This window comes from Nonomuraea sp. NPDC048892, from assembly GCF_040649735.1.
GTDB classification, from domain to species: Bacteria; Actinomycetota; Actinomycetes; order Streptosporangiales; family Streptosporangiaceae; genus Nonomuraea; species Nonomuraea maheshkhaliensis.
In genome coordinates this window covers 302647-323409 of record NZ_JBEZFZ010000009.1, presented here as the reverse complement: position 1 = coordinate 323409, position 20763 = coordinate 302647, and the positions used below count along the sequence as shown (strand labels likewise).

Annotated in this window: 21 protein-coding genes; 12 read left to right on the top strand and 9 right to left on the bottom strand. The window is 71.9% G+C overall.

The genetic code is table 11. The features are described from left to right. Positions 1–146 precede the first annotated feature (146 nt). The 5 genes from AB0C28_RS29695 to AB0C28_RS29675 are packed head-to-tail and all read left to right on the top strand — an operon-like array spanning position 147 to position 6813. A complete protein-coding gene (locus AB0C28_RS29695; protein ID WP_358079064.1) occupies positions 147–2510 on the top strand; it encodes a glycoside hydrolase family 3 N-terminal domain-containing protein in 2364 nt (787 codons plus the stop codon). Continuing rightward, the gene (locus AB0C28_RS29690) at positions 2507–3493 is read left to right on the top strand and encodes an ABC transporter permease subunit (protein WP_357836036.1); all 987 of its coding nucleotides are present in this window, start codon (positions 2507–2509) and stop codon (positions 3491–3493) included. The genes AB0C28_RS29695 and AB0C28_RS29690 overlap by 4 nt, the downstream gene beginning before the upstream one ends. Then, positions 3490–4368, top strand: coding sequence for a carbohydrate ABC transporter permease (locus AB0C28_RS29685; protein WP_357836033.1), 879 nt, complete (start codon positions 3490–3492; stop codon positions 4366–4368). Before AB0C28_RS29690 ends, AB0C28_RS29685 begins: the two co-directional genes overlap by 4 nt. A gap of 50 nt (positions 4369–4418) precedes the next feature. Further along, a complete protein-coding gene (locus tag AB0C28_RS29680; RefSeq protein ID WP_358079061.1) occupies positions 4419–6065 on the top strand; it encodes an extracellular solute-binding protein in 1647 nt (548 codons plus the stop codon). A 58-nt stretch (positions 6066–6123) separates the two neighbouring features. Next, complete coding sequence (locus AB0C28_RS29675; RefSeq protein WP_358079058.1) at positions 6124–6813, top strand: hypothetical protein; 690 nt, start codon at positions 6124–6126, stop codon at positions 6811–6813. A 77-nt stretch (positions 6814–6890) separates the two neighbouring features. Here the strand turns inward: AB0C28_RS29675 and AB0C28_RS29670 are convergent, their stop codons facing one another. From AB0C28_RS29670 to AB0C28_RS29650, 5 genes are all read right to left on the bottom strand, one after another. Continuing rightward, positions 6891–8927, bottom strand: a complete 2037-nt coding sequence (locus tag AB0C28_RS29670; RefSeq protein ID WP_358079055.1) for an alpha-glucuronidase — start codon at positions 8925–8927, stop codon at positions 6891–6893. Positions 8928–8994: 67 nt separating this feature from the next. Beyond that, entirely contained in the window at positions 8995–9627 is a 633-nt protein-coding gene (locus AB0C28_RS29665) for a response regulator transcription factor (protein ID WP_357836022.1), read from the bottom strand. Continuing rightward, positions 9624–10766, bottom strand: coding sequence for a histidine kinase (locus AB0C28_RS29660; RefSeq protein ID WP_357836019.1), 1143 nt, complete (start codon positions 10764–10766; stop codon positions 9624–9626). Before AB0C28_RS29660 ends, AB0C28_RS29665 begins: the two co-directional genes overlap by 4 nt. A 3-nt stretch (positions 10767–10769) precedes the next feature. Next, positions 10770–10940: a hypothetical protein gene (locus tag AB0C28_RS29655; RefSeq protein ID WP_346112398.1), complete on the bottom strand. Its 171-nt coding sequence runs from the start codon at positions 10938–10940 to the stop codon at positions 10770–10772. An 81-nt stretch (positions 10941–11021) separates the two neighbouring features. After that, the gene (locus AB0C28_RS29650) at positions 11022–11750 is read right to left on the bottom strand and encodes a hypothetical protein (protein ID WP_358079053.1); all 729 of its coding nucleotides are present in this window, start codon (positions 11748–11750) and stop codon (positions 11022–11024) included. A gap of 152 nt (positions 11751–11902) precedes the next feature. On the opposite strand from AB0C28_RS29650, the gene AB0C28_RS29645 reads away from it, so the two are divergent. Further along, entirely contained in the window at positions 11903–12922 is a 1020-nt protein-coding gene (locus AB0C28_RS29645) for a LacI family DNA-binding transcriptional regulator (RefSeq protein WP_357836013.1), read from the top strand. A 12-nt stretch (positions 12923–12934) separates the two neighbouring features. On the opposite strand, the gene AB0C28_RS29640 is transcribed toward AB0C28_RS29645, so the two are convergent. Both AB0C28_RS29640 and AB0C28_RS29635 read right to left on the bottom strand, forming a co-directional pair. Then, positions 12935–13132, bottom strand: coding sequence for a ferredoxin (locus tag AB0C28_RS29640; protein ID WP_357836010.1), 198 nt, complete (start codon positions 13130–13132; stop codon positions 12935–12937). Continuing rightward, entirely contained in the window at positions 13129–13833 is a 705-nt protein-coding gene (locus AB0C28_RS29635; RefSeq protein WP_358079050.1) for a TetR/AcrR family transcriptional regulator, read from the bottom strand. The genes AB0C28_RS29640 and AB0C28_RS29635 overlap by 4 nt, the downstream gene beginning before the upstream one ends. Positions 13834–14132: 299 nt before the next feature. On the opposite strand from AB0C28_RS29635, the gene AB0C28_RS29630 reads away from it, so the two are divergent. Further along, entirely contained in the window at positions 14133–15185 is a 1053-nt protein-coding gene (locus AB0C28_RS29630) for a TerC/Alx family metal homeostasis membrane protein (RefSeq protein WP_357836004.1), read from the top strand. A 28-nt stretch (positions 15186–15213) separates the two neighbouring features. On the opposite strand, the gene AB0C28_RS29625 is transcribed toward AB0C28_RS29630, so the two are convergent. Beyond that, positions 15214–15783, bottom strand: a complete 570-nt coding sequence (locus tag AB0C28_RS29625; protein WP_357836001.1) for an NUDIX domain-containing protein — start codon at positions 15781–15783, stop codon at positions 15214–15216. A gap of 220 nt (positions 15784–16003) precedes the next feature. Between AB0C28_RS29625 and AB0C28_RS29620 the strand changes: the two genes are divergently transcribed. Together AB0C28_RS29620 and AB0C28_RS29615 are read left to right on the top strand one after the other, a co-directional pair. Next, positions 16004–16642, top strand: a complete 639-nt coding sequence (locus AB0C28_RS29620) for an RNA polymerase sigma factor (protein ID WP_357835998.1) — start codon at positions 16004–16006, stop codon at positions 16640–16642. A gap of 87 nt (positions 16643–16729) precedes the next feature. Next, positions 16730–16969 carry a zf-HC2 domain-containing protein gene (locus tag AB0C28_RS29615; protein ID WP_346112389.1) on the top strand — a complete coding sequence of 80 codons (240 nt, stop codon included), beginning with the start codon at positions 16730–16732 and terminating at the stop codon, positions 16967–16969. Between the two features lie 147 nt (positions 16970–17116). On the opposite strand, the gene AB0C28_RS29610 is transcribed toward AB0C28_RS29615, so the two are convergent. Then, on the bottom strand, positions 17117–17350 hold the full coding sequence (locus tag AB0C28_RS29610) for a zf-HC2 domain-containing protein (RefSeq protein ID WP_358079047.1): 234 nt from the start codon (positions 17348–17350) through the stop codon (positions 17117–17119). A 109-nt stretch (positions 17351–17459) separates the two neighbouring features. Between AB0C28_RS29610 and egtA the strand changes: the two genes are divergently transcribed. From egtA to egtC, 3 genes are read left to right on the top strand one after another with little or no spacing between them, the layout of a single operon-like run. Further along, complete coding sequence (egtA, locus tag AB0C28_RS29605; protein ID WP_358079044.1) at positions 17460–18749, top strand: ergothioneine biosynthesis glutamate--cysteine ligase EgtA; 1290 nt, start codon at positions 17460–17462, stop codon at positions 18747–18749. Next, a complete protein-coding gene (egtB, locus tag AB0C28_RS29600) occupies positions 18746–20038 on the top strand; it encodes an ergothioneine biosynthesis protein EgtB (RefSeq protein WP_358079041.1) in 1293 nt (430 codons plus the stop codon). The genes egtA and egtB overlap by 4 nt, the downstream gene beginning before the upstream one ends. A gap of 1 nt (position 20039) precedes the next feature. Beyond that, positions 20040–20747, top strand: coding sequence for an ergothioneine biosynthesis protein EgtC (gene egtC, locus AB0C28_RS29595; protein WP_357835985.1), 708 nt, complete (start codon positions 20040–20042; stop codon positions 20745–20747). Positions 20748–20763: the final 16 nt, after the last annotated feature.

Genomic DNA, 20763 nt, shown 5'->3' with positions numbered 1-20763 from the left:
TGGCGGCACTCTTGACACACCCTGACTAGCCCTTTATGTTGCCGCAATATTAAATGGATTTACCTGAAAACTTTCGGCGTCACCCCCGCGCAAACACCACCCGCTCCCGCCGCGGACAGGCGCCGTCGTTCGGCCGAAGGGATGGCATGAGGGGCCAGATACCGATCGACGCGAGCTCGACCTCAGGCGAGAGCGAACGGTGGCGGGACACGCGCCTGTCACCCGCGGAGCGGGCCGGAGCGCTCGTTCCGCTCATGACTCTTGAGGAGAAGGTCGCCCAGCTCGTCGGGGTGTGGGTCGGCGCCGACGCATCGGGGGGCGGCGTCGCCCCGCACCAGACCGACATGGGCGGCGGCCCCGAGTGGGACGACGCGATCAGGCAGGGGCTCGGCCAGCTGACCAGGCCCTTCGGAACCGCGCCTGTCGATCCGGTGGCGGGTGCCAGGTCGCTGGCGGCCTCGCAGGCCGAGATCGTCGCGGCCAGCAGGTTCGGCATCCCGGCCCAGGTGCACGAGGAGTGCCTGACGGGCTTCGCGGCCTGGCGGGCGACGGTGTATCCGGCGCCGCTGAGCTGGGGCGCCTCGTTCGACCCCGACCTGCTGGAGGAGGTGGCGGGCCGGATCGGCCGGTCGATGCGGGCCGCGGGCGTGCACCAGGGCCTGGCCCCGGTGGTGGACGTGACCAGGGACTACCGCTGGGGCCGCACCGAGGAGACGATCGGTGAGGACCCGTACCTGGTGGGCCTGCTCGGCGCCGCCTACGTGCGCGGCCTGGAGAGCGCCGGGGTGGTGGCCACGCTCAAGCACTTCGCCGGCTACTCCGCCTCCCGAGGGGGTCGCAACCTGGCCCCCGTCCCGATGGGCCGCAGGGAGCTGGCCGACGTCGTGCTGCCGCCGTTCGAGATGGCGCTGCGCCTGGGCGGGGCCCGGTCGGTCATGCACTCCTACACCGAGATCGACGGCGTTCCCGTGGCGGCCGACGAGAGCCTGCTCACGGGGCTGCTGCGGGACGAATGGGGCTTCGACGGCACGGTGGTCGCCGACTACTTCGCGATCCGGTTCCTGGAGCGCCTGCACCGGGTCGCCGCCGACGCGGGGCAGGCGGCGGGGCTGGCGCTGCGGGCCGGGATCGACGTCGAGCTGCCCACGGTGGACACCTTCGGCGCGCCGCTCGTCGAGGCGGTCAAGGCGGGGACGGTGGACGAGGCGCTGATCGACCGCGCCCTGCTCCGCGTGCTGACGCAGAAGGCTGAGCTCGGCCTGCTCGACGCGGGCTGGCAGCCGCTGCCCGGGCCCGCCGAGCAGGTCAGGCTGGACGACGAGGAGAGCAGGGAGCTCGCCCTGCGCCTGGCCCGCGAGGCGATCGTCGTCGTCCGCAACACCGGGCAGGTCCTGCCGCTGGCCCGCGGCCGCCGGGTGGCGCTGGTGGGCCCGGTCGCCGACGACCCCATGGCGATGCTGGGCTGCTACGCCTTCCCCGCGCACGTCGGCCCGCACCCCGAGCACGGTCTGGGCCTGGACCTGCCGTCCCTGCGCGAGGCGCTCGGCGGGCTGGTCCCCGGCCTGGCGTACGCGCCGGGCTGCGGCATCACCGGTGACGACACCTCCGGCATCGCCGCGGCGGCCGAGCTGGCCGCGGCGAGCGACGTGTGCGTGGTGGCCGTCGGCGACCGCGCCGGGCTGTTCGGGCGCGGCACGTCCGGCGAGGGCTGCGACGCCACCGACCTGCGCCTGCCGGGCGTGCAGGCGGAGCTGGTCCGGGCCGTGCTGGCGACCGGCACGCCGGTGGTGCTGGTGCTGCTGGCCGGACGCCCGTACGCGCTGGGCCAGGAGCTGGAGGCGGCCGCGGCCGTCGTGTACGGCTTCTTCCCCGGCCAGCGCGGCGGCCAAGCGCTGGCCGAGGTGCTGACCGGCGCGGTGAACCCGTCGGGCCGCCTGCCCGTCAGCGTACCGCGCGACGCGGGCGGCCTGCCCTCGACGTACCTGTCGCCGCCGCTCGGCCTGCGCACCCAGGTGTCGTCCGTGGACCCGACGCCCGCGTACCCGTTCGGGCACGGCCTGAGCTACACCACCTTCGAGTGGAGCGGCGCCCGCGTCGCGGGCGAATCGGCGGAGTGGCCGGTGGACGGCGAGGTGAGGGTCGAGGTCACGGTAAGCAACACCGGTGCGCGCGGCGGTGCGGAGGTCGTCCAGCTCTACCTGCACGACCCGGTGGCGCAGACGACCAGGCCCGTCGTCCGGCTGATCGGCTTCGCCCGGGTCCCGCTGGAGGCGGGGGAGAGCGCGCGGGTGAGCTTCACCGTCCCCGCCGACGTCACCTCGTTCACCGGCACGCGCGGCCGGCGCATCGTCGAGCCGGGCGACGTCGAGCTGCGCCTCGGCCGCTCCAGCGCGACGTTCGAGGCGAGCCTGCCGCTGCGCCTGACCGGCGCCGAGCGCGAGGTCGGCCACCTGCGGCAACTGCGAGTGCCGGCGCACATCGACCGCGACTCACCGGAGGGCCGAGGATGACCACACCCAAGACGCTGGACGCGGCCAGGCCGGTGCCGCGCGAGGAGAGACCGGCGCCGCGCCGGCGCAGGCGCAGGCCCGCCGGCTCGTGGCGGGCCGCCTTCCGCCGCGACTGGCAGCTCTACTCGCTGGCGATCCTGCCGCTGCTGTTCTTCCTGATCTTCCGGTACGCCCCGATGATCGGGAACGTCATCGCCTTCAGGAAGTTCGAGCCGGGCGGCAGCATCTTCGGCGAGGAATGGGTGGGCCTGCGCTACGTGAAGCTGTTCCTGAACGACCCGACGTTCTGGAACGTGTTCACCAACACCCTGGTGCTCGGCGCGCTGACCCTGATCTTCTGCTTCCCGCTGCCGATCATCCTGGCCCTGCTGCTGAACGAGGTCAGGCGGCGCACGCTGAAGCGGTTCCTGCAGTCGGTGTCGTACCTGCCGCACTTCCTGTCGATGGTGATCGTGGCCGGCCTCGTCATGCAGATGACCTCGCTGGACGGGCCGATCAACGCGTTCCTCGACTTCGTGGGCAGCGAGAAGATCTCGTTCATGCAGGACCCGGGCTGGTTCCGGACGATCTATGTCAGCTCCGAGGTCTGGCAGACGGTCGGCTGGGGCACGATCCTCTACCTGGCGGCGCTGACGACCATCGACGACCAGCTCTACGAGGCGGCCAGGATCGACGGCGCCGGCCGCTGGCGGCAGATCTGGCACGTGACGCTGCCGGGCATCCGGCCGACGGCGGTCACGCTGCTGATCCTCAACATCGGCACGTTCATGGCGGTGGGCTTCGAGAAGGTCCTGCTGCTGTACAACCCCCTGACGTATCCGACCGCCGACGTGATCTCCACCTACCTGTACCGGATGGGCCTGGAGTCCAGCAACTTCAGCTACGCGGCGGCCATCGGCCTGTTCGAGGCGCTGGTCGGGCTGGTCCTGATCCTCTCGGCCAACGTGATCTCCCGCCGCACAGTTGGGACGAGCCTGTGGTGACAACGCACGAGCTGACCCGGGGCTACCGCGTCTTCCAGTGGTTCAACGGCCTCATCCTGACCGGCGTCGTGGTGGTGACGCTCTATCCGTTCGTCAACATCCTGGCCCGCTCGTTCAGCAGCCAGAGCGCCATCAGCGCGGGCGAGGTGAACCTCATCCCCAAGGGGTTCAACCTGACGACGTACCGGATCGTGGCGTCGGACCCGACGTTCTGGACGAACTACCGCAACACGGTGGTCTACACGGTCGTCGCGACGTTCATCGCGATCGTGATGACGACCTCGTACGCGTACGTGCTCTCCAAGAAGCACCTCAAAGGCCGCAAGGCGCTCATCGGCATCGCGGTCTTCACCATGTTCTTCACCGGCGGCCTGATCCCGAACTACGTGCTGATCACCGGTCTCGGCATGAAGAACTCGATCTGGGCCATCGTGCTGCCCAACGCCATCAGCGTCTTCAACCTCCTGGTGATGAAGGCGTTCTTCGAGAGCCTGCCGCAGGACCTGGAGGAGGCGGCGGCGATCGACGGCCTCAACACCTACGGCATCCTCTGGAAGATCGTGCTGCCGCTGTCGAAGGCGGTGCTCGCCACGATGATCCTCTTCTACGCGGTCTCGTTCTGGAACTCCTGGTTCCAGGCGTTCCTCTACATGAACGAGGCGGACCTGTTCCCGGTGACCGTCTACCTGCGCAACCTCATCGCCGGCGCCACCGGCTCCGACTCCTACGGCGCCGCGGCGACCGAGGTGACGCAGGCGGCCGCCAACATCCAGGCGGTGACGATCGTCCTGACCGTCCTGCCCATCCTCGTGGTCTATCCGTTCGTCCAGCGTTACTTCGTCTCCGGCGTCATGCTCGGCGCGGTCAAGGGCTGACCTCCCTCCGCCCCCCACCCAGCAGAATCACGGGAAAGGATCCCCCCCACATGCGTGACATCTCGCGGCGTCAGGCGATCATCGGCCTCAGCGCCTTCGCCTCCCTCGCACTGACCGCCTGCGGCAGCGACGGTGAGGCCCCCGCGAAGGGCGCGGACATGTCGGCCAACAAGGCAGGCGCGATGGCGAGCTACGGCGTCGGCCAGCAGTTCAAGGCCACCGAGCCGGTGTCGTTCAGCATGCTCTACAACAACCACCCGTTCTACCCGATCAAGAACGACTGGCTGTTCTGGCAGGAGCTCTCCAAGCGCACCAACGTCACCATCACCCCGACGACGGTGCCGCTCAGCGACTACGAGAAGAAGCGCGCCCTGATCATCGGCGCCGGCGACGCGCCGCTGATCATCCCGAAGACCTACCACCCGCAGGAGGAGGCGTTCGTCGCCTCCGGCGCCGTCCTGCCGGTCAGCGACTACTTCGACCTGATGCCGAACTTCAAGGACCGCGTCGCCAAGTGGAAGCTCCAGCCCGAGCTGAACTCGATCATGCAGTCGGACGGCCGCGTCTACCTGCTGCCCGGCCTGCACCAGAACATCTGGGTCGACTACTCCTTCGCGGTGCGCACCGACATCCTGGACAAGCTCAAGATCGAGATCCCCAAGACCCTCGACGACTTCTACGCCATGCTCAAGGCGATGAAGGCCGAGTATCCCGACCTCTACCCGATGACCGACCGCTGGGGCGTGCCCACGCCGGGCGGCAACATCCTCAAGCTGATCGCCCAGGCGTACGGCACCAAGGGCGGCTGGGAGTACCAGCACGCCATGTGGGACGTCACGGCCGGCAAGTGGGCGTACACGGGAGCGATGCCGCAGTACAAGCAGACGCTGGAGTACCTGAACAAGCTGGTGAAGGAGAAGCTGCTCGACCCCGAGAGCTTCACCCAGCAGGACGACGCGGCCAAGCAGAAGTTCGTCTCCGGCAAGTCCTTCGTGATCAGCACCAACGCGCAGACGCTGATCAACGACTACCGGGGCCCGCTGACCGAGAACATCCCCGAGGCCAAGATCGTCAAGATTCCGGTCCCGCTCGGGCCGATCGGCGAGTACAAGATCGCCACCCGGCTGGAGAACGGCATCATGATCTCCAAGAAGGCCACGGAGAGCAAGAACTTCGTCGCCATGATGCAGTTCATCGACTGGCTCTGGTACTCCGACGCGGGCCAGGAGTTCGGCAAGTGGGGCGTCGAGGGGACGACGTTCACGAAGGACGCCTCGGGCAAGTACAAGCTCGCCAAGGACGTCGACTACGTCGGCCTGAACCCGGGGGCGGCCAAGCACCTGCAGAAGGACTTCGGCTTCGGCAACGGTGTGTTCGCCTACGGCGGCCCGACCGCGCTGCTCGAATCCACCTTCTCCGAGGAGGAGCTGGAGTTCCAGAAGGTGATGAACACCCGCAAGCCGTGGCCGGTCGAGCCGGCGGCGCCGTTCACCGAGGAGGAGCGTGAGCAGGCCTCGCTGTGGGAGACGCCGCTGAAGGACCACGTCACCCAGAACACGCTCAAGTTCATCCTGGGCGAGCGCGACCTCAGCGAGTGGGACGCCTACGTCAAGGAGCTGGAGGCCAAGAACTCGACCTCCTACCTCAACCTCGTCAACACCGCCTACGAGCGCTTCAAGAAGGAGCACGGCAGCTGATCCCGCTATTCTCCGCGAAAGGGCTGAATCGCATGCCCGGCCCTGAAGGAGACGGACGATGAGCGACGTGGGAGCGGCACGGCGGTTCGGCACCGGACCGCTCTCACGGGTCGCCGCGCTCGTCTACACCCTGCTCGTGGTCGAGCTGCTGATCCTGCTCACCGCCGTACCTGGGCTGGTGGCGCTCGTGCTGCTCGACCGGTCCGCGGGCAACGTGCCGCTGGCCGCCGCCTGCCTGCTCCCCGCCGGCCCGGCGCTGTCGGCCGCCCTGTACGCGCTGCGTCACCGCAGCCGTGAGCTGGCGGACCTGCGCCCGGCCGGCGCGTTCTGGCGCGGCTACCGGCTCAACTTCGCCGGCGTGCTGAAGATCTGGGCGCCGTGGCTGGCCTGGATGGCCGTCGTGGGCACGAGCCTGGCCAACTTCTCCGCCGCCGGGGTGCCGGGCTGGTGGGCGGTGCTGCTGGTCGCGGTCGCGGCGGGGTCCACGCTCTGGGTGGCCAACGCGCTGGTCATCACGTCGTTGTTCGCGTTCAGGGCGGTGGACGTGGCCCGGCTGGCCGCCTACGCGCTGGGCCGCTTCCCCCGGGCCACCCTGGCCGACGCCTGCCTGCTCGTCGTGGCGGCGGGCGTCACGTTGTTCGCCTCCGAGGTGGCGCTGGCCCTGCTGGCCTCGGTGCTCACGGCGACGCTCCTGTGGAACGCCGGCCCGATGATCACCGAGGTCCAGCAGCGGTTCACCCGTCAGTAGCGGCGGTTCACCGCTCGGCGGCCGTGCGGTCAGGAGACACGGCCGCCGAGCGGTCAGTAGATGCGGCCGCCGAGCGGTCAGTAGATGCGGCGGCCGTGTGCGTCGGGGACGCCCGACTTGCGGAGGAAATAGGTGTTGACCTGGTCGCGCCACTCCTCCGCCGAGCGGACCTGCTCGTCGAGCAGCTCGCTCACCCGCGCGTGCAGGGCCGCGCCGACCGTCTTGCTCCCGTCCAGCTCCGCCCAGCGCGCCCGCATCGCCGCCGCCTGCTCGGCGCCGGCGAAGTGGGTGTCGTAGATGTGCTGGACGACCGTGGTGCCGCTGTGCAGCACGTGCCCGTACGGCACGTGGTGGAAGAAGAGCAGCAGCTCGTCGGGGCACTCGGCCAGTGACTCGTACACCTCCGACCACGGCGCCGGGTACTGGCCGGTGTAGCCGGTGCCCGTGGCGCGGGTGCGGTCCACGCCGATGCCGTCGCGGTCGGCGAAGTGGTACGTGCCCCACTGCGTGTACTCGTACCCGTCCACGTCGGGGCCGTAGTGGTGGCCGGGGCGGACCATGAAGCAGACGCCGAGCGGGGCGGTGTAGCGCTCGTACGTGCGCCAGGAGTCGTCCATCACCGCGTGCAGCGTGTCGCGCAGCGCTTCACTGTCCACCGGGAACGTCAGGCCGATCCACTCGTCCAGGACGGCGGCCGGGCCGAGGCCCGGCTGCCAGGCCAGGCGGCCGAAGGCGTACAGGTTGGCCTGGGCCAGGGGGTGGCCGGTCCAGTAGGGGTCGTCGCCGACGTTGGAGACCGCGACCAGGCCGCCGCTCGTGGTCACGTCCGCCACCGCACGCCCGTCAGGACCCCAGAAGCGGAACCCCAGCACCTCGCTCCACATCGGGGCCAGGTAGCACACGTGCCGCTGCTGGCCGGTGTACTCCTGCGTCACCTGCAGCTCCACCGCCAGCCGCGTGCCCGGCATGGCGGCGATCACCGGCGAGACCGGCTCGCGCGTCTGGAAGTCCAGCGGGCCGTGCTTGACCTGGAGGATCGCGTTGTCCCTGAACTCCCCGTCGAGCGGCGCGAAGTGGTCGTGGGCCGCGCGGGCGCGGTCGGTCGAGCGGTCGCGCCAGTCCTGGCGGTGGTTGTAGACGAAGGCGCGCCAGTGCACGACGCCGCCGTGCGGGGCGAGGGCGTCGGCCAGCACGTTGGCGCCGTCGGCGTGGCTGCGCCCGTACGCGAACGGCCCCGGCTGCCCTTCGGAGTCGGCCTTGACCACGAAACCGCCGAAGTCGGGGATGGCCTTGTAGACGCGGTCGGTCGTGCCCGCCCACCACTCCCGGACCCGCTCGTCCAGCGGGTCGGCGGTGTCCAGCCCGCCGAGCGCGACGGGCGAGGCGAAGTTGACCGACAGATGCACGCGGATGCCGTACGGACGGAACTCCGCCGCGATGGCGGCCACCTCGGCGAGCCGGTCGGTGAGCAGGCGGGCCTCGGTGGCGTGCACGTTGACGTTGTTGATCCCGACCGCGTTGATCCCGGTCGCCGCCAGGAGCCGGCCGTAGACCCGCACCCGGGACAGGTCCTCGTGCAGGACGCCGTCCCGCCAGAAGATCGAGCCGCCCGAGTAGCCGCGCTCGACCTGGCCCATCACCGGATGCACGTCGATGTTGTCCCAATGGTCGAGCATGCGCCGGCGCAGCGCGGGCCGGTGCGGCTCGGCCGGCCGTGGCGCACCGAACGCGGCCTCACCCTGCCTGACCACCTCGAAGAACCCGTACAGCAGGCCCGCCGGGTCGTCGGCCAGCACCACCGTGACACCGTCCTGGCGGGCCAGCAGGAAACCCTCGGCGCCGAGCTCCGGCCCGGCGACCGCCTGCCCGGCGACCTCCTGCGCAGCGGGCGGCAGCGGGCCGGCCGAGGTGAGGGCGAACACCAGGTCGGCCGCCTCTCCCGGAGCCACGACGGCGCCGCCGTGGCGGGCACAGGCGTCGGCCACCTCGATCCGGACAGTTCCGGCCAGTGCCGACTCGTCGGCCACGATGAGCGTGCGGCGCGAGCCGATCGCCAGGAACGCCTCGGGCGGCAGCCAGGCCGGATGGACGCCGGTCAGGTGGGGGATGGTCACGGGGGCTCCTCAGGTCGGGCATGTCCTGACAAATGAATCTACCGGTGCCCACCCCACCGCCCCGGCGTCAGGTGAGCCGGTCGCGGGCGTAGTTCGCGGCCTCGGTGCGGTTGCGTACGCCGATCTTGGCGAAGGCGTTGTTGATGTGCGTCTTGACGGTCGTCCCGGCGATGAACAGGCGGGCGCCGATCTCGGCGTTGCTCAGCCCGCGCGCGATCAGCCGCAGCACCTCCACCTCCCGCGCCGTCAGCCCGTCCGGGCACTCCGTCACCGGCTCGGGCACGCCCCTGGACAGCGCCTCCACCAGCCTCCTGGCCGCGGCGGCGGAGAAGGTGGACTGCCCGGCGACGGCGGAACGCAGCGCGGCCGCGATCTCCGCCCGCCCCGCGTCCTTGGTGAGGTAGCCGCGCGCCCCCGCCAGCAGGGCCGAGTCGACGGACCGGTCGTCGTCGTACGTGGTCAGCACCACCACGGCCACCCCTGGATGGTCGCGCACGATCCGCCTGGTCGCCTCCACGCCGTCCATGACGGGCATGCGCAGGTCCATCAGCACCACGTCCGGCGCCAGCTCCGCCACCAACGCCAGCGCCCGCTCGCCCTGCGCCGCGTCGCCGACCACCTCCACGCCGTCGACCAGCCCGAGCAGGGCCACCAGACCCTCGCGCATCGCCTGCTGGTCGTCCACGACCAGGACTCTCACTCCGGCACCTCCGCCCGTACCTCCCAGAACCCGCCGACCGGCCCGGCGTGCAGCGTCCCGCCCGCCAGCGCGACCCGCTCCCGCATGCCGGACAGCCCGTACCCGGACGCTGCGGGCTCCATGGGATCATCCCCGGTCGGCGGTGAGGCCGGCGGTGAAGCGGGCGGAAGGGGATTGCGGATCGTCAGGCGGACGGCCTGGTCGCCGTACGCCAGGTCGAGCGTGACCGGGTGGCCCGGCGCGTGCTTGGCGGTGTTGGTGAGCGCCTCGCGCGCCGTGCGCAGCAGGCAGACCTCCGCCGCCGGCGTGATCGGGCGGCGCGGGCCCGTCGCCCGCAGCTCGGCCCGTACGTCGTGATCACGGCGATGCTCGGTCACCAGCAGCCTGAGCGCGTCCGGCAGCGGCGGCACGTCCTCGCGCAGCGCCGCCACCGCCGCCCGCGCCTCGACCAGCCCGTCACGGGCGAGCCCGCGCGACCGCCTGATCCTGGCCACCGCCCCCGCCACGTCACCCCGCTCCGTCAGCAGCGCCTCGGCCACGTCGAGCTGCACCCCCAGCGCGCCGAGCGAGTGGGCGAGCACGTCGTGCAGCTCCCTCGCGATGCGGGCGCGCTCGTCCAGCGCCAGCGCCCTGGCCCGGTCCTGCAGCGCGCGCCGGTACTGGCGCCGCTGCGCCGCGAACAGCACCGTGCAGACCACCACCGCCGCCTGCACCGCGATCGAGCGCGACGACTGGCCGAACCAGATCATGTTCCCCGTCATCAGCACGAGATCGGCGGCGGCGACGGCGACGACGGCCTTGACGCTCGGCGTCAGGTGCGCCACGAACAGCAGCAGCATGGCGAACATGAACACCGTGGGCGCCGCCGACTCCGACCCGGTCACCGCCGAGGCCACCGCGGACCCGGCCCCGAGCAGCCCCACGGCCACCCGGGGCCGGCGCCCGTCGAGCAGCACGAACGCCAGCCAGCAGGCCATCGCCACGCCCAGCGCCGACCAGACCGGCACTGGGGCGCGGACCGGCGCGGCGACCACCAGTGACCAGGCCAGCGCGAAGCTGATCAGGACCCTGGCCAGCCGCCCCGTCTCGGGGTCGTCGGCGGCCAGGAGCCGCGCGACCCGCGCCCACACGTCACGCATGTCCTAGCGGGAGTCCCTCAGGCTGAGAATCATCTCCACCAAGATAAGGCGGAACGCGATGAACCCGGCCACCACCACCAGGCCCACGACGACGAGCGTGATCAGGAATTTTCCGTTCACTTTTCCCCCTGTGGCGTCCAGCAGCCACTTCACCAGTTCGAACCGTTTGTCCATGCCTCGAACGGTAGGAACGGCGGTGGGTGGAGCGGCACCTCCGAAGGGTGGAGCCGCGGGTGGAGCCGGTGCGACCCCCGGCTAGTACCCGGTCTGGTCGGACGCGCTTCCGGGGACGCTGCCGGGGAGCGTCGTCCTGGTGGCGCGCGGTCTCGGCTGCCTGACCAGGGGCGCCAAGGTGGAGACGATCCGCGGCGCCGGGCTGAGGGCCGGTTCCGGCGGCACGTAGCCGCGCTTGCGGGCGGGCCCGGGGCGGCGCGTGGCGGGCGGCGCGGAGGCGCCGGGGGCGTTGGTGGAGGCCGGGCCGGCCGGGCTAACGGTTGTCGAGCCGGAATCGGCCGTCGTGGTGGGGCCGGTTCCCGTGGGGCCGGTTCCCGTGGGGACGGTCGTCGGCGAGGTGGCCGGGCTCGGACGGGACGTCCACCCGTACGGGGACGACGTCGGACGCGTGGTGGGCGCGGCCGGCGCGGTCGGCGCGGTCGGCGCGGACGGACGCGCACTGGAGGTCGCGGGGCGCGGAGTGGCGGCGGCCATCGGCACGCGGACGGCCTCGGGCCGGCGGTCGCGTTCGGAGCCGGGCAAGGGGTCGAGCGTGGTGGAGCCGCCCGGCAGCGTGATCAGGAAACCGGCCAGGGCCAGCTGCAGGACGCCCGCCAGCACGGTGGAGATCCGCAGCACCAGCCCGCGGCGCCGCCTGCGCTCCACGGCCGGGTCGGGGGGCGGGGTCAGCACGGCGTACGCGTTCCAGCCGAGGCCATGCGGCGGGTCCTCCGGGGGGTGGGGCGGGACGGATGCACTTGATCTAGGCATGGATGTCCACGCCGGTCAAGCGGAACCGAAGAAGATCACTGTAGGTGCGGCACCGGGCACGGGCGGCGGCCGTCCGGTCGTGTACCGTTCCATGACGGTCAGGACCGGCTCCGCTATGATCGCAGCGACGACAAGGCTCGCGGCGAGGGACGATGTCGAGCATCAAAGAGGTCGCCCGGCTCGCCGGGGTCTCCGTCGGCACCGTGAGCAACGTGCTCAACCGCCCGGAGCTGGTGGCGCCCGACACCCTGCGCAGGGTGCGCGAGGCGATCGAGCGGCTCGGCTACGTCCGCAACGGCTCCGCCAGGCAGCTGCGCGCGGGCCGCAGCCGCACCATCGGGCTGGTGGCGCTCGACCTGGCCAACCCGTTCGTGATCGACGTGCTGCGCGGCGTCGAGGGCGTGGCCCAGGGCGCCGACCTCACCGTGATGGTCTTCACCAGCAGCAAGGACGCCGGCCGCGAGGCGGGGCTGCTGGAGACGTTCGAGGAGCAGCGGCCGCTCGGCGTGCTGATCACCCCGGTCAACGACCGCGGTGAGGAGGAACGGCTGCGTCGGCTCGTCGCCCGCGGCATCCCGGTGGTGCGCTTCGACAGCTCGGCCGGCTACAGCCAGGGCTGCGCCGTCGCGGTGGACGACGTGCTCGGCGGGCGGCTGGCCGGCCGGCACTTACGCGAGCAGGGGCACCATCGCATCGCCTACGCCGGCGGCCCGTTCACCGTCCGCCAGGTGCGCGAGCGCCACGACGGCCTGGCGAGCGTGCTCGGCCCCGGCGACGCGCTCACCGTGATCCCCCTGCCCGACCTCACCGTCGCCACCGGCAGGCTGGCCGGTCAGGAGATCGCCGGCCTGCCCGCCGCCGAGCGGCCCACAGCGGTCTTCTGTGCCAACGACCTGGTCGCGATCGGGGTGCTGCAGGAGATGACGCAGCGCGGCCTGCGGGTGCCCGAGGATCTGGCCATCATCGGCTACGACGACATCGACTTCGCCGCCGCGGCGGCCGTGCCGCTGTCGTCGATCCGCCAGCCGCGCGAGCAGCTCGGCCACACCGCGGCGCAGCTCCTGCTCGAAGAGGCGAACGAGCCGGCCGGGCACGAGCACCGGCTGGTCGTCTTCCAGCCCGACCTCATCGTCCGCACCTCGACGGCCTCGCCATCGCGCGCGGACCGCTGATTCCGCGGCGGGTCAGGCCGAGCCGGCGTCGATCGCGTGCTCCGGGCAGTTGACCACCGCCAGGCGCGCGTCCCGCTCCTGGCCGGGGGCCACGAGGCCGTCGCCGAGCACTCGCCCGTAGCCCTCGTCGTCCTCGCCGAACAACTCGGGGGCGAGGTCGTAGCAGCGGCCGTGGCCCTGGCAGCGCTCGGGGTCGATGTTCAGTTTCACGCGATCTCCGTCGGGTCGGCGAGCCGCTCAGCGGGCTCGTCCAGGTAGGTTTTCACGAGCCTGCCCACGTTCTCATCAGAAAGCTCGCACGCGGGCCCGTTCTCGGCGGGCCGGTTCAGAGGGGCCAGCCCGGCGATGATCCGGGCCAGCAGCGCGGTCCACTCGGCGTCGTCCACGTGATGCAGCGTCGGCGTGACGACCGCGCTGCCCATCGCGAGCAGCAGGCAGAAGTGGGCCAGCGCGGCGGGCGACAGCCCCGGGTCGATCTCGCGGTCGCCCTGCCCGGCACGCAGCAGGTCGGAGATCCACTCCGCGCGCTCGCTCATGTAGTCGCGCATGGGGCCGGCCACGCTCTCGTCCCTGCGCGCCGCGACCAGCGCCTCCACGATGAGGTAACCGTCGGGGTCGCGGTCGCGGGGCAGGGCGCGGCCGAGGGCCAGGAGCAGGTCCGTGGCCGACCGGTCGGGGTCGGCGGCGAACAGGCTCTCCAGCCGGCGCCGCGCGTGCGCCCGCAACGCGGCCACCAGCAGCTCGGCCTTCGACCCGAAGTGCGCGTAGAGGGCGCCGTTGCTCACGCCGGCCGCCGCCGCGATGTCCGCCACGCGCGTGCCGTCGTAGCCGTGCTCGGCGAAGGCGTCGGCGGCGGCGCGCAGCAGCCGCTCGCGCGTCTCGGCGGCGGTGACCCCAGCGATGCGTCCCATGAAGGAATTTAAAAAGTCGTTCAATTGGCCCGTCAAGCCGCCCGGCCGCCGGCGCGGGCGAAAGCGACGTGACGCCCGGCCCACGCGAGCCTGACGGCAGCACCAGAGTACGCGTGATCGCCGCCGTCCGGGACGGCCGGGGTGTCGCGATGTCCGGATCTCATCTACTCTGAAGCGGCGAGGGGAGTACTTCCCAAGTGCCGACCCGGTCAGTACGGACGTCCCGCGCGTCCCCGGGCGGCCGCCTGATCATGGGTGAAGGAGACCTCGAACGAGAAGTGCGTTCGAGGGAGGTACCCATGTCCGCGGGGACGATTCCGCATGCCATCGCGCTGCCCACCATCGCCTCACCGGCTCTCTGGACCATCACGGTCGCGGCCCTGGTGCTGCTGCTGTCGCTGGACCTGATCCTCACCCGCCGCCCGCGCGAGGAACGGATGCGCGAGGCGGTCGGCTGGTCGGTCTTCTACCTGCTGCTGCCCCTGCTCTTCGGCGTCTACCTGTGGGCCGGCCACGGGGGTGTCGTGGCGGCCGAGTTCTTCACCGGGTTCGTGGTGGAGAAGTCGCTGTCGGTGGACAACCTGTTCGTGTTCATGCTGCTGCTGGCGGCCTTCGCGGTGCCGCAGGCGCTGGCCAGGCGGGTGCTGCTGTACGGCATCGTCGGGGCGCTGGTCCTGCGCGCCGTCTTCATCGGGCTGGGCGCCGCCGCGCTGCAGAGCGGCACGTGGGCGTTCCTGCTGTTCGGCGTGATCCTCATCCTGACCGCCGGCAAGATCCTCAGGGACGTCATGACCGGGCACGAGCAGGAGGTGGACATCTCCTCCATGCGCACGGTCCGGCTGGTACGGCGCTTCGTCGCGGTCACCGAGGACTACCGCGGCTCCCGGCTGGCCGTACGCGAGAAGGGGCGGCTGGCGCTGACCCCGCTGGCGCTGGCGGCGGTGGCGATCCTGGCCACGGACATCGTCTTCGCGGTGGACTCCGTACCGGCCGTGTACGGCGTCACCGAGGACCCGTTCCTGGTGTTCGCCACGAACGCGTTCGCGCTGCTGGGGCTGCGGGCGCTGTACTTCGTGCTCAAGGGCGTGCTGACCAAGCTGCGCCACCTGAACCACGGGCTCAGCGTCATCCTCGCCTTCATCGGGGTCAAGCTGCTGCTGCACTGGGCGCACGGCGTGTGGGCCCAGGTGCCGGAGATCCCGACACTGGCCTCGCTCGGGGTGATCGTCTCCGTCCTGACCGTCGTGACGATCACAAGCCTGCTCGCCAACCGCCGCGACCGCCTGCGGGCCGCTCCAGAGCGGGCGGAGAGCGCGGAGCCGGCACAGGAACCGGTGGGTGATCAACGGTGACAGCCTGAACGGCCCCTCAGCGGGCCCCTCAGTGAGCCGTGCGGGCCTGGAGGAGGTCGGCCAGGAAGTGCAGGAGGGCGGCCGACGTGGTCGCCGAGGTGATCGCCTGCTCCTCGATCAGCCCCTGGACCCGCAGCATCGGCACCCACTCGGCCCGCTCCCGCCCCTCACCGCCGCCGTCCTGGCTCGCGTCGTCGCGGGCCTCGGGGGCGGTCACCGGGGCCGGGGCGGGCTCGGGCTGGTGGGCGGCGAAGACGATGTGCTCGCAGTCGGCGACGTCGCCGGCCGGGCGGATCCGCATCAGCGGCAGCAGCGGCCCCGGCCGCAGGCCCGTCTGCTCCTCGACGTGTCGTGCCGCCGCCTGCTCAGGCTCCTCCTCCGGCCCGATCTCGCCGAGCGGGATCTCCCAGCCCCACGTGCCGGTGATGGGCCGGTGCCGCCACAGCAGCAGCACCCGCCCGCCGTGGAAGACGACCGCCCCGGCGGCACTCGGCGTGCGGATGAAGGGCCGCTCCACGCGCTCACCGCCGGTCAGCTCGACGTCGGCGACCCGGAGATCGACCCCGTTCGCCGCGTAGAGCAGTCTCTCGGACCGCATGCGATGCTCCTCACCCGTTCGCCGGGGCTTATTCCTCCGTCTACCGGTTTGCCCGTTTTTGCGGCAATACGCACCGGGGATGGCTATGCCCCGTCCATCGGGGAAACGTCAGTGGTGGAGTCTAGCCTGAGCGAGTCCTTCCACCGAGGAAGACACCGGACTCCCGGTTTGGTTCTGAGGTGAGAAGTTGTCCCAGCGTCCGACCGGAGGGGGAGCGATCGTGGGGGCTTTCGCGGGCGGGAGGCTGCCACCGGACGACGTCGTCGTCACGGCACTGCGCGCGGGCGACGAGACGATGTTCGCGGCGCTGCTCGACACCTGGTCGAGGGGCATGCTGAGGGTCGCCAGATCCTACGTGTCCACCGACCCGTCCGCCGAGGAGGTCGTACAGGACACGTGGCTGGCGGTGATCGACGGGATCGACCGCTTCGAGGGACGTTCCTCGATCAAGACGTGGGTCTACCGCATCCTGGTCAACACCGCGAAGAAGCGCGGCATGCGCGAGAGCCGCACCCTGCCGTGGAGCGCCTTCGAGGCCGACGGCGTCGCGTTCCCCGACGGAGTGTCGTTCCCCGACGGCGGCGGCTGGGGCGAGCCGGGGGCGGCCTGGCCCTCGCCCGAGGGCGAGGCGCTGGCCGCGGAGGTGCGCGCGCTGACGGCCGAGGCCCTGGGCCGGCTGCCGCCGCGGCAGCGGGTCGTGATCACCCTGCGTGACGTGGAGGGCTACTCCTCCGACGAGGTGTGCGAGATCCTGGAGATCTCCGCGGCCAACCAGCGGGTGCTGCTCCACCGCGCCCGTACGGCGGTGCGCGGCTGGCTGGCCGACTACTACGGCTCGGTCACGCAGGCCGAACAGTAACCGGAACGGCTGACGGCCCCCATCCGGTCCGTTCAGCGGCGACAATAAGTGAAACGGTTCATCTCAGAGACAAGGGCGGTCAACGTCGTGAAGCGGTTCACCTGCGACGAACTGGTGGAACTCCTCACCGCCTACCTTGAAGACGCCCTCGACCGGCCGTCACACGACGGCGTACGGGCACATCTCTCCTGCTGCGAGCACTGCGAGCGCTACTTCGAGCAGTTTCGCGCCACGATCAGGGTCCTGGGCGACCAGCCCCCGGAGAAGCTGCCCACCGGCGTCCGCGACCGGCTGATGTCCGCCTTCCGCGAGCGGCACAGCGGCTGACCGAGGCGGTGGCCCCGCCGATCGGGCCCGCCACGCCTCCATCCACGCCTGCCTCGATCCGCTCCTGCCCGCCACGCCTCCATCCGCTCGTGGTCTCTCGCGCCTTCACGCCCTCCTGCCCGAACGTTCTCCCGCTTCCCGGAGCTCCTACCTGCTGAAGCTGTCGCGCAACGCGGCCAGCACCGGCGGCGGCACGACGCCGTCACGCAGGTAGCGCAGCGCCGCGATCGTCGCGCGGAGCTGCGCCAGCCAGGCCGCGCACCCCGGGCACGACCCCAGATGCGCCGCCACGCCCGCGCGCCGGCCGGGCGGGAGCGCGTCGTCGAGGTAGTCGGTGAGCGACGCGAGCACCGCGTCGCACTCCGATGGTCCCTGCTCCATAAGAGCTAGTGCCCGGCGGGCCGCATCCGTTACACGGAAATTCGTCTGTAACGATCGCGCGCCTCGCGGATCTGTAGTCGTGACCTGCGTCGCCGGCGAAGGGAAGACGATGATCGGGGTCACGGCCGAGAGCACGCCGCTGCGCGATGCCTCGGAGGTGGCGGACTTCGCGCGCCGCTGTTTCCAGCCCGCCACCTCCGACCGGGTGGGCGTGGAGCTGGAGTTTCTGGTCTTCGACCGGGCCGAGCCCGCCAGGCACGTGGCGCTGGCCGAGGTCGAGGGGTCCCTGCCCGCGCTGCTGCCGGGCGGGAGCCGGGTGACGTTCGAGCCGGGCGGCCAGCTCGAACTGTCGGGTCCCGCGGGCCCGCTGCCCGCCGCGCTCGCCGCCCTGGCCGACGACATGGCCGCCGTAAGGGCGGGGCTGCGCGCGTCCGGGCTGGTCCTGGGCGGGGTGGGCCTCGATCCGGTACGCCCCGCGCGCCGCCAGCTCAACCGCCCCCGCTACGACGCGATGGCCGCCTTCCTCGGGCGGCCGTACGGCGCGCTGATGATGTGCTCGACCGCGTCCATCCAGGTCAACCTGGACCTGGGCGCGCAACCCGCGACCCGGTGGGAGCGCGCGCACGCGCTCGGCCCGGTGCTGCTGGCGGCCTTCGCCAACTCCCCGCTGAGCGGTGGCCGGCCGTGCGGCTGGATGTCGGGCCGCCAGGCCGTGTGGAACAACCTCGACCCCAGCAGGACCGCCCTCGTCCCGGCCGGCGGCGACCCGGCCGCGGACTGGGCCGAATACCTGCTGGACGCCCGGCTCATGCTGGTGCGCGAAGACGAGGAGCGCTACCGCCCCGTCCGCGACGGCTCGACGTTCCGCGACTGGCTGGAGCGCGGCCGGTCGGGGAACGGCCGAGGAGAGGGTGAGCGCCCGCCCACCGCCGAGGACCTCGCCTATCACGCCACCACCCTGTTCCCGCCGGTACGCCCGCGGGGCTGGCTGGAGATCCGCTACCTGGACGCGCAGCACCCGGCGGCCTGGCCGGTGTGCGTGGCGGTGACCCACGCGCTCATCTCCGACGACCGGGCCGCCGACGCCGCGATGGCCGCGGTGGAGCCGTACCTGGAACCGCCGGAAGGAGCGAGAGACCAGGAAACCGGCGCGCAGGTGTGGGAGCGGGCGGCGCGGTGCGGGCTGGCCGACCCGGTGCTGCGCCGGGCGGCCGAGACGTGCTTCCGCGCCGCGCTCGAAGCCCTGCCGCGCCTGGGCGCCGAGCCCGGCCTGGTGGCCGAGGTGGCCGCGTTCGCCGACCGGCACGTGACGACGGGCCGCTCCCCGGCCACCGACCTGATGGAGCCGGGGCCCACGGGCACGCCCTGGCTCGAAGGACCGAACGAAGGATGGCTATGAACGACTTCAAGGAACGCATCGCCGCGCAGCTCATCGCGGTGCGCGACCGTTCCCTCGCCTACACGGAGGCGGAGGACGACCTGCTGATCAAGCAGCACTCCCCGCTCATGTCGCCGCTCGTGTGGGACCTGGCGCACGTCGGCAACTACGAGGAGCTGTGGGTGCTGCGCGAGGCCGGCGGCATCACGCCGCTGCGCCCCGAGATCGACGACATCTACGACGCGTTCAAGACGCCGCGCAAAGACCGCCCCAGCCTGCCGTTCCTCGGCCCCACGGAGGCCCGCCGCTACATCGAGGGCGTCCGCGGCCGGGTGCTCGACGTGCTCGACCGGGTCGACCTGGAGGGCCCGTCGCCGCTGCACCGCGACGGCTTCGTGTTCGGCCTGGTGATCCAGCACGAGCACCAGCACGACGAGACCATGCTGGCCACGCTGCAACTGTCGGGGCAGCCCGGCCTCGTCCGCGAGGGCGAGCTGCCGCCGGGGCGCCCCGGCGGCCCCGACGAGGTCCACGTGCCCGCGGGCCGCTTCCTCATGGGCACCGACACGCTCCCGTGGGCCTACGACAACGAACGACCCGCCACCTGGGTCGACCTGCCCGGCTACTGGATCGACCGGCTCCCCGTCGGCAACGCCGCCTATGCGGCCTTCATCGAGGACGGCGGCTACGACGACCAGCGCTTCTGGACCCCTGAGGGCTGGCAGTGGCGGCAGCGCAAGGGCATCACGGCGCCGCTGTTCTGGACCAAGGACGGCGGCACCTGGCACCGCAGCCGCTTCGGCCGCACGGAGCCGGTCCCGATGGACGAGCCGGTCCAGCACGTCTCCTGGTACGAGGCCGACGCCTACGCCCGCTGGGCCGGCAAGCGGCTGCCCACCGAGGCCGAGTGGGAGAAGGCGTGCGGCTGGGACCAGGAGGCGGGCCGGGCCAGGCGTTACCCGTGGGGCGAGAGCGATCCGGGGCCTTCGCTGGCCAACCTGGGCCACCGCGCCGCCCGGCCCGCGCCGCTGGGCGCCTATCCGGGCGGGGCCTCGCCGTACGGGGCCGAGCAGATGGTGGGGGACGTGTGGGAGTGGACCTCCTCCTGGTTCCAGGCGTATCCGGGCTTCCGCAGCTTCCCGTACAAGGAGTACAGCGAGGTGTTCTTCGGCGAGGAATACCGCGTGCTGCGCGGCGGCTCGTGGGCGGCCGATCCGGCGGCGGTGCGGACCACGTTCAGGAACTGGGACTATCCGATCCGCAGGCAGATCTTCACCGGTTTCCGGTGCGCTCGCTCGGAGCTGGTCTGACATGTGCCGGCACGCCGCCTGGCTGGGCGCCGCCCGCCCGCTCTCCTCGCTCATCGACGAGCCCGGGTACGGGCTGCTCAGGCAGTCGTATCAGCCCCGCCGCCAGCGCGCGGGCCTGGTGAACGCCGACGGGTTCGGCATGGGCTGGTACGACCCCGCCCGCCCCGAGCCCGTGCGTTACCGGCGCGCCGTGCCCATCTGGACCGACGCCAACCTGCCCGGCCTGGCCTCGGTGGCCCGCTCGACCTGCCTGCTGGCGGCGGTGCGTTCGGCCACCGTGGGCATGCCGGTCGAGGAGACCGCGACCGCGCCGTTCGCCGACGGCAGGTGGCTGCTCAGCCACAACGGCCGCGTCGCCCGCGACGCGGTCAAGGACCTCGCCGACGGCGCCGAGAGCACCTGCGACGCCGCCTGGGTGGCCGCCGCCGTGTTCCAGCGCGGTCGCGCCGGCGCCGGCCTGGGGGAGGCGCTGGCCGACGTCGTCGTCCGGGCCGGGGAGAAGGACCCCGCCGCCCGGCTCAACCTGCTCGCCTGCGACGGCGCGTCCGTGGTCGCGACCGTCTGGGGCGACACCCTGTTCCTTCGCCAACTCGACGACGGCGTGCTGGTGGCCAGCGAGCCGCTCGACGACCTGCCGGACTGGCGGGCCGTGCCCGAGCGGAGCCTGCTGACCGTCACCGGCGGTGACGTGAACGTCCAGCCGTTGTGATCTCTCTATAGGAGGC